The following is a 7905-nucleotide window of genomic DNA, read 5'->3' on the forward strand; positions in this document are numbered from 1 at the left end:
ATCTCCGTTTATATGTCTGAATACATCGACATTTTACCATGTTAGACTTAAAATCAACTTTATGAAAATGATTGTGGCCGTAATCAAGCACTTTAAGCTCGATGACGTAAAAGAAGCGATATTAAAAACCGGCATCCGCGGGATGACCATCAAAGAAACGATGGGTTTTGGCAGGCAGAAAGGCCACATCGAAACCTATCGCGGCTCGAGTTACGAGGTGCGCTTCCTCCCCAAGGTACGCATCGAGGTCGTAGTGCCCGACGATATGGCGGATGAAGTGGTCGATGTCATCCAGCGAACCGCCCACACCGGCGAAATCGGTGACGGCAAGATATTCGTCTATCCGGTCGATGAGGTCATTCGGATACGGACCGGTGAACGCGGCGAGGATGCCCTATAGCCTCATTAGCCCTGTTAGCCCGCACTATGGCCCGTTTCAAGTATGCAATAAACTCTCGTGCTGCAGGCATGAGTTTCTTATCTTTATGGTAGGTTAAATTTATTTGCCGCAGCAATGGTTCATCGCCAAAACTTAGCGCCTTTAACGTTCCTGAAGTAAGTTCCAGATTTATCGCAGACCTTGAGACTACCGATACCCCTAAATTTGCTGAAACTGTTTTCTTAATTGCCTCCACACTACTTAATTGCATGGAAGCTTTTACAGTAAGCCCTAGCGAACGTGCTTTTTCCTCTACTACCTCTCTCGTGTTTGATCCCGGCTCCCTCAAGATAAGGCGTTGTTGCAATAATTCATCCATAGAAATAGATTGCTTCTCCGCCAGGCGGTGATCAGGGGCTGCAATAACCACCAGCTCATCTTGGAGTAAAAGCTCGACATAAAGTCGATCGTTTGCTAATTCTTGGCCCACTATTCCTACATCCAACTGATTATTCAGAACTTGCTCTTGGACTAAGTGAGTGTTGGATATATCTAGAACGATATCCAGGCTTGGATGTTCTTTCTGAAAAGCGCTAATAATAAGCGGTAAGAGATAGATGCCCGGCGTAGTGCTGGCCCCTATGACCAGGCGACCCGATTGAAGCCCGCCAAGCTCCCGAAGCGTCGATTCTGCTTCACCGGCTAGAGAAAATATCTTGTTTGCATACGAATAAAGCTCTGTGCCCGCGCCGGTCAAAAAAACTTTTTTCCCTAATTGCTCGAACAAGTCGATTCCCAGCTCGTCTTCCAGCTTTTTTACCTGGATAGAAACCGTAGATTGGCTCACATAAAGTTCTTGTGCGGCTTGAGAATAGCTTGAGTTTTTGGCCACGGCCCAAAAGGCTCTTAGGTGGTTAAAATTAATCATCCGACCCCCGGCTAATGATAAAAAACAGATACGTCTATTCTTAGAATAATTATTGATTTTATCAATTGCAAGCATGTTATATATCTATTTTATTAATTATATCGGCGAGCGTATTCTTGATTATAAGGACCGTTATAGAAGCGTTTTTTGGATAATACCGACGGCATACCAACAGGCTTTACCGGGCGCAAAAGGATACCGCACATGATTTCGATGCTGTTACTGACATTATTCACATTAGGTATAGTCGGGGGGTTTTTCTCAGGCTTGCTCGGAATCGGCGGCGGCATCATAATGGTGCCCCTGCTTCTCTATGTCCCCTCTCTTCTTGGCCTTGGCGGCATGGATATGAAAGTAGTCGCCGGTATCACAATGATGCAAAGTCTTGGCGGCTCCCTCTCGGCACTGGTCGTTCATCGCAAAAACCGGTTTATCCACACGCACCTCGTTCTTTTAATGGGCAGCTCCAGCGTTATAGGGGCGCTAATAGGCTCGATCTGGTCTAAGTTTTTATCAGCCGACGTAATGCTGGCCCTCTTTGCAGTGCTGGCCCTGCTTGCAAGTGCGCTACTGTTCTTGCCTGCTCGAAAACACGACAGCGAGGAAACGCTCCCGGACATCCGCTTTAATAAAACGACTGCAGTTGCGCTTGGCGCAATAGTGGGAGTGATCGGCGGCATTATAGGCCAGGGAGGTGCGTTTCTTATTATCCCGCTGATGCTTTACGTTCTTCGGATTCCTACGCGCATAGCGCTGGGCAGCTCGGTCGCTATATCGTTTCTCTCGGCCCTGGCCGGATTTATCGGCAAGTGGGGCACCGAACAAGTACCTTTTCTCTTAGCCCTGGTTCTGACTCTAGGCGCTGTCGTAGGAGCCCAGGTGGGTGGACGCATCAGCAAACACCTGCAAACCGTCACATTGAGAACGGTGCTTGCAGTGCTCATTGGGGGAACTGCTTTACGTATCGGTTTCTCTTTATTCTTACACTCAGGGATTAGCAGAACCGCTCTCGATATCGGCAGTATTTTCGCCGTTGCGTGCCTCGTCTATTTCACCGGCAGAATGCGCTTTCAGCAGGCCGCTGTTGAATCACCGCAAGTCGATGATGTGCGCCCAGTAAGGCTCGGCAAACTATCCAAATTGCTCAACTATCTCAAGAAAGTCGGATGATTGTCACGCTATTCTATTGATATTTATATAATCACATAATAATATTATTATATATTGCAAAACATTTTATGACCTACAGGAGAGAACTATGAAAGCTCCAAGGAACAAGATAGAGCTGTTAAAGGTAGTCGCACATCCCCTACGAGTAGAAATACTCGAACAACTTGAAGAAGGCGTTAAGTGCGTCAGTGATTTTGAAGAGTCGATCGAGACCAGCCAGCCCAATATATCACAGCATTTAGCTCTTTTACGAAGGTACGGACTTATTGATTACTATGTTGATGGAAGGCTCCGGCGTGCTGTCCCGTTACCAAAAAAGGAACCTACCCGGGAACAAGGAGGCGTTAATGAAGTTTGGCATTATTATCAATTCAAATGATCCTGAGACAGTATGGAATGCCTTTAGGTTCGCACTTCAGCCGCTCACTAAGGGCGATGAGGTAAGGATATTTCTTACCGGCAAAGGCGTTGAGGCCGATATCGAGGATTTAGATACCGAACAGTTTCCGGTCTCGCAGATGAAAAAGGATGTTCAGGAAATGGGTGGCGAGATTCTTTGCTGCGTAGCTGCGCGGAAAAGTTACGGGGGGAAACTCCTCAATCGTGCCCCGTAGGTGGGCGGGAGGAACCATGGTAACCACAGGATTGCTTATAACACTATTTTTAATCGGTCTTATCGGGGCGTTTTTCTCAGGTCTCTTAGGTCTGGGCGGGGCCATCATTCTCGTGCCGCTGCTCCTCTACATGCCGCCTTTGATCGGGGTTGGCACTTTGACCATGAAACAAGTATCAGGGATAACGATTATCGTCGTCTTTGCTTCGGCCCTTATCGGCGTGCTTACGCACAATAAGAATCATCTCGTGTCGAAAAACCTGGTTCTTATAATGGGTGTTACCGCCGCCCTCGCATCCCTTTTAGGCTCGATATATTCCAAAAACACCTCGAGCGAAGTCCTTCTCGTCATCTTCGCGTTCATGGCCGCTTTCGCCGCCATCATCATGTGGTTGCCAAAGAAAGAGGTCGGTGACGGTATTACGCCGGAAGATATAAAATACAACAAAATCGGGGCGTTTCTTATCTCGATTACCTTAGGTTTTATCGGCGGAATGGTCGGCGCACCGGGAGCATACATCTTTACCCCGCTCATGATTTACTTCCTGGGCATACCGACCAAAATCGCGATCGGGAGCACCCTGGGAATCGCTTTCGCGGCATCCATCTTCGGGGCATTCGGCAAGGTCGCAACCGGTCAGGTACCGTACCTGCTTACTGCGGTCGTAGTTGTTGGGGCGATACCGGGTGCGAGAATCGGGGCTAAATACACAAAAAAAGTCCAGGCGGCCGCACTCAAAAAAGGCTTAGGGATAGTTATCGCATTCGCCGCAATCCGCATGTGGCTGGACGTACTGCACAAGCTTCATTACCTTAAGTAACGAGCCGGCACAACGTAAGACAATGAAGGACTGCTTGCTTGCCCACCTACCCAGCCATTGACAATTGGAATGCCATAGTTAAATGGATACAATAGTATTAGATTCTCTCCAAAACATGCTGCCACTTTAACGTTTAAAAGATCGCGGTGTTTTTGATCATGCTGGAACAGGTAACGGCAGTAAAGCCGGTAAAAGGAAAAACTTACTCGCTGTTTGGAACTACCACCAACACCATCCATTACTATAACCAGATCGAGAAGCTGCTGGATGCATGCTTGCAGCGATGCCCTGATATGTATGAGCTGCTTGCCCACGTTCAACAAATCAGCGGCAAAAAGCGTTTCCTAAAGCAACAATTAAAGATGAGTGCAGACCGCTCGCTTAGCTCGTTTATCGTAACCGCTTCAAGAAATACGCTGCTGACGTATACGGAAGCGGTCAAAACACACTTAAAGAACCCATCCCTTCGGATGCTGGGAGACGGCACATTACTCACCACAGAGGAACAGTATCATCTCTACATGCTCGAGATAGCGCTCGTCAACAGGATTTTCAAAGAGCGGTTCAACCGGTGTGATGTCAAAGTAGCTTTCTTGCCCCATTGTTTGCACGACCTCGATAAGAAGTGCCGGGCCGCATCGGACGGTATCGACTATGTCTGCAAGGGGTGCTCAAAGAAATGCTTCATCAACCGCGTTAGCACGTTGCTAAGAGCGCACGATATAAGGCCATACATATGGATGGACGCCAACCTAAAAAGCCTGTTTAAAGACCTGCAAGCCCAAGGAACCACTGTGGGGGTGCTGGGGATTGCCTGCATACCCGAGCTGGTGGATGGGATACGATTATGTACGCGCTTGAATATCCCGGTCGTCGGGGTTCCCTTAAATGCAAATAGATGCGCGCGGTGGATGGGGAAATTTCATGAAACTTCGGTCGATATCGAGGCGCTTGAGCGCTTAGTAGACGGGCATTAACTGTCTTTGACGGGCTTGGAGGAACTCCGCAACTCGCGCAAGAACTTCAAGTTGTCTTTAATGCTATCGCCGCGCCCGGGCAATTCGAGCACCTTTGGGATGGTCGCAAAGCGAGGGTCGCGAAGCACCGAGTGAAACGCCTGCAGACCGATCTGGCCCTCGCCGACATAGGTATGATGGTCGTGTTTCGAGCCGAGCTGAGTTTGCGAGTCGTTGATATGTATGGTCCCGATCGTATCCACGCCGACTATCGAATCGAACTGCGCAAAAACGCTCTCATACCCTTCGTAGCCGGATATATCGTAACCCGCCGCAAATACGTGCGCCATATCGAAACACACCCCGGCAAACCGCCGTTTCTCTATGCCATCCAGCATACGTGCAAGCTCTTCAAACGACGACCCAAGCATGGTTCCCTGGCCGGCCATAGTCTCAATAAGAATCAGGGGCGATGTGTCGTGCGCATCCTCCAGCGAGATGTTTATCGCCTCGATCGCCCGCCGAATGCCGTCTTCCCTGTTCGACTCACGCGGACTCCCCGGATGCAGCACCAAAAACCTCACCGATAGCTCAACTGCCGTCTTTACCTCAACCAGCAAACGGTCAACCGATTTCCTCCACAGACCGGTATCGGGCGACGCGATATTCACCAAGAACGGCACGTGAGAGATGACTTCCTGGACGTCACTTGCCCGCCATGAACGCAAAAACGCCTGCTGCTGCTCAAAAGTGAGCGGTGGATTGTCCCACCTGCGCGACATCGTGAGGTAGATTTGGAGGCACTCGCAATTCCAAGCCGTGGCAGAATCAAAGGCTTTATGAAGACCGCCGATCGTGGGGACTGTCGCGCCTAACATATCGTAAACCTTCCTTCGGGGCTATTACTATCTTTGATTATAGTATCATGCCCATTAAAAAAGCCCGCCGAAGCGGGCTTTCCAACGCTTATATAATTGCTATCTGCGAGATGACTTCCCGGACATATAGACTGAAACGATAGCTGAGCGAGAGCTTTCACGACCCGAAGTATCAACCGAGGTTATCGCGTAATAATAGGTGCCGGTAGCCTTAATGTAGTTGTCCGAAAAATGTGCTACCTTCACCATACCGCCATTATATCTTCTTAAATTACGAGGGGCGCCGAATGCACGGTAGATGTTGTATCCGGCAATAGTGCGGCCCTTAACAGGGTCCCATGAAACTGTCGCCGTGCGTCCCTTTTTGCGTGCTTTGACATTCGACGGGGACTGTGGCGGTTGCGGGGCATCCTGAACGATGCCGTGGCCGATATCGAACCCATCAAGGGTAACATCGCCATCTATAACATCGATTTTGATCGTGTGCCTACCCGTTGTCGCCCACTCTTTAGTAAAGACGGATTCTTGCAGCGCCAAATGAGGTCTTTGCAGATCGACCGTAGTATCATGTACGCCATCGATAGAGATACCGGCCGAACCGCCGTTTGTTCCTGTTGTAGTAAACCAGCTGATCGAGTTACCGGTAAAACTTAACGTAAGCGAAGCCGGGGGCTTCTCAGCAAGCAAGCGTGCAGCCGCACTTGCGGCGGAATGTTCCCATGCTCCTGAGGTCGAGATGGCTTTTGAGCTCGCATCGACTGTAATGAAATTCTTGGCGACCGCCTTACCGGCGTCAATCAAACCATACCCGAAGTAATCGTCTCTGCCTTCCTCTCCGAGGTCCCTGGTAGAACGGAGAATCAGCCGGCGTAGCTGGCTGAAAGTATAGTTCGGATGTGTTGAAGCCAACATAGCTACGACGCCGCTAACGATCGGGGCCGCCGCAGAAGTGCCGCTGGCGATAGCATAGCAGGATCCCTCATTGCCGTCATAACAAGTGCTGACTATGTCTACGCCCGGGGCTGCAATATCGATGCTTGGCCCGTAATTTGAAAACACCGCAAGCTCGTCATTATCATCCAAAGCACTCACAGCGAACACCGTTCCTTCGGATGCCGGATAATACGGCTCGTCTGTCGAGTCATTACCGGCTGACGAAACCATAATGCAGCCTTGTTGGTGCGCATATGTGAGCGCGCGTTTGAGCGTCCAGGACTGACCGGGGCCGCCGAAGCTCATATTAATAACTTTGGCTCCATGGTCCACCGCATAGGTTAACGCCTGAGCGACGTCATAGTCATTGCAGGAGCCTTCATCGTTGATGGCTTTAACCGCTAATATCTTAGCCATAGGGGCTATCCCCGCAATCCCGATATCGTTATTTGCATTTGCGGCTATTAAGCCTGCAACGAAGGTGCCGTGGCCGAGATCATCCATGGGGTCGTTATCACGATTCACGAAATCATAGCCCTTGATGATCTTGCCGGTTAAATCGGGATGATCGTAGTCGACACCACTGTCGATGACGGCAACCGTGATTTCGGTTGAAGCGGATGGCAGGCTATTCCAAAATGCCGGCACCCCCACCTCGGGGATCGCCCACTGGTAACTATAATACTCGTCATTCGGGACATCAAGAACATGCCGCACGTAGTTCGGTTCCGCGTACTCGATGCATGGGAGCTTCCGGTATTCCTGGAGCGCCCGGTCGACACTCATTGCCTGCGGCAGCTTGATGAGCTGCGCGCCATCGCTGTTCGCAGCAGCGATTGATTGAGCTTGCATCTTTTTGTTGGCCTTTTCTAAAAACTTTGAGCTATATGATGCTTTCAGCTTGACGATCATCTCGCCCGGCGCAATGTCTGCTGAGGCCCACTTCTCAATCGATAATAATTTCAGGGGGACCTTTTGTTTGTTTGGCGTTGCTGTTACAGGTGCGGTTGCTGGGATGATTAAAACTATGAGGAGAGCTATAGAAACGGAACGAAGTTTCGAATGCATAATGATTCCTCACTGTAGAAATGTGAATATTCTTGAAATAATATCGGCAAAAAGCAAGTTAAATTGAGAGATTTTACCAGGTTAACCGAGCCATGTGTTCTCAAGTTTTGCACAGACCAGCCGATATATTGCTTGATACTAAACCCATTACAGGAGGAA

General features: G+C 49.5%; 9 protein-coding genes. 6 read left to right on the forward strand and 3 right to left on the reverse strand.

What is annotated here, in order from left to right:
• Positions 1–61 precede the first annotated feature (61 nt).
• Positions 62–400, forward strand: coding sequence for a P-II family nitrogen regulator (locus tag ACYC56_RS01200; RefSeq protein WP_461372346.1), 339 nt, complete (start codon positions 62–64; stop codon positions 398–400).
• Here the strand turns inward: ACYC56_RS01200 and ACYC56_RS01205 are convergent.
• Positions 357–1307 (reverse strand): selenium metabolism-associated LysR family transcriptional regulator, encoded by a 951-nt coding sequence (locus tag ACYC56_RS01205; protein WP_461372347.1) that lies wholly within the window; start codon positions 1305–1307, stop codon positions 357–359. The genes ACYC56_RS01200 and ACYC56_RS01205 overlap by 44 nt on opposite strands.
• 147 nt (positions 1308–1454) lie before the next feature.
• On the opposite strand from ACYC56_RS01205, the gene ACYC56_RS01210 reads away from it, so the two are divergent.
• The 5 genes from ACYC56_RS01210 to ACYC56_RS01230 all read left to right on the forward strand — a co-directional run bounded on the left by ACYC56_RS01210 (position 1455) and on the right by ACYC56_RS01230 (position 4888).
• Positions 1455–2477, forward strand: a complete 1023-nt coding sequence (locus ACYC56_RS01210; protein ID WP_461372348.1) for a sulfite exporter TauE/SafE family protein — start codon at positions 1455–1457, stop codon at positions 2475–2477.
• A gap of 88 nt (positions 2478–2565) precedes the next feature.
• The gene (locus ACYC56_RS01215) at positions 2566–2856 is read left to right on the forward strand and encodes an ArsR/SmtB family transcription factor (RefSeq protein WP_461372349.1); all 291 of its coding nucleotides are present in this window, start codon (positions 2566–2568) and stop codon (positions 2854–2856) included.
• A complete protein-coding gene (locus ACYC56_RS01220) occupies positions 2825–3091 on the forward strand; it encodes a DsrE family protein (RefSeq protein WP_461372350.1) in 267 nt (88 codons plus the stop codon). The genes ACYC56_RS01215 and ACYC56_RS01220 overlap by 32 nt, the downstream gene beginning before the upstream one ends.
• Positions 3092–3107: 16 nt before the next feature.
• Entirely contained in the window at positions 3108–3911 is an 804-nt protein-coding gene (locus ACYC56_RS01225) for a sulfite exporter TauE/SafE family protein (protein ID WP_461372351.1), read from the forward strand.
• Between the two features lie 158 nt (positions 3912–4069).
• Complete coding sequence (locus ACYC56_RS01230; protein WP_461372352.1) at positions 4070–4888, forward strand: DUF116 domain-containing protein; 819 nt, start codon at positions 4070–4072, stop codon at positions 4886–4888.
• Here ACYC56_RS01230 and ACYC56_RS01235 read toward each other — a convergent pair.
• Positions 4885–5745: a deoxyribonuclease IV gene (locus tag ACYC56_RS01235; protein ID WP_461372353.1), complete on the reverse strand. Its 861-nt coding sequence runs from the start codon at positions 5743–5745 to the stop codon at positions 4885–4887. The two genes, ACYC56_RS01230 and ACYC56_RS01235, sit on opposite strands and share 4 nt — an antisense overlap.
• Positions 5746–5844: 99 nt before the next feature.
• A complete protein-coding gene (locus tag ACYC56_RS01240) occupies positions 5845–7746 on the reverse strand; it encodes a S8 family peptidase (protein WP_461372354.1) in 1902 nt (633 codons plus the stop codon).
• Between the last annotated feature and the right edge of the window lie 159 nt (positions 7747–7905).

The organism is Candidatus Aquicultor sp. (assembly GCF_054640775.1).

What these genes read in the sequence shown, in the direction of transcription:
- ACYC56_RS01200 (WP_461372346.1), top strand. Translation starts at nt 62, where the DNA reads ATGAAAATGATTGTGGCCGTAATCAAGCACTTTAAGCTCGATGACGTA.
- ACYC56_RS01205 (WP_461372347.1), bottom strand. Translation starts at nt 1,307, where the DNA reads ATGATTAATTTTAACCACCTAAGAGCCTTTTGGGCCGTGGCCAAAAAC.
- ACYC56_RS01215 (WP_461372349.1), top strand. Translation starts at nt 2,566, where the DNA reads ATGAAAGCTCCAAGGAACAAGATAGAGCTGTTAAAGGTAGTCGCACAT.
- ACYC56_RS01220 (WP_461372350.1), top strand. Translation starts at nt 2,825, where the DNA reads ATGAAGTTTGGCATTATTATCAATTCAAATGATCCTGAGACAGTATGG.
- ACYC56_RS01225 (WP_461372351.1), top strand. Translation starts at nt 3,108, where the DNA reads ATGGTAACCACAGGATTGCTTATAACACTATTTTTAATCGGTCTTATC.
- ACYC56_RS01230 (WP_461372352.1), top strand. Translation starts at nt 4,070, where the DNA reads ATGCTGGAACAGGTAACGGCAGTAAAGCCGGTAAAAGGAAAAACTTAC.
- ACYC56_RS01235 (WP_461372353.1), bottom strand. Translation starts at nt 5,745, where the DNA reads ATGTTAGGCGCGACAGTCCCCACGATCGGCGGTCTTCATAAAGCCTTT.
- ACYC56_RS01240 (WP_461372354.1), bottom strand. Translation starts at nt 7,746, where the DNA reads ATGCATTCGAAACTTCGTTCCGTTTCTATAGCTCTCCTCATAGTTTTA.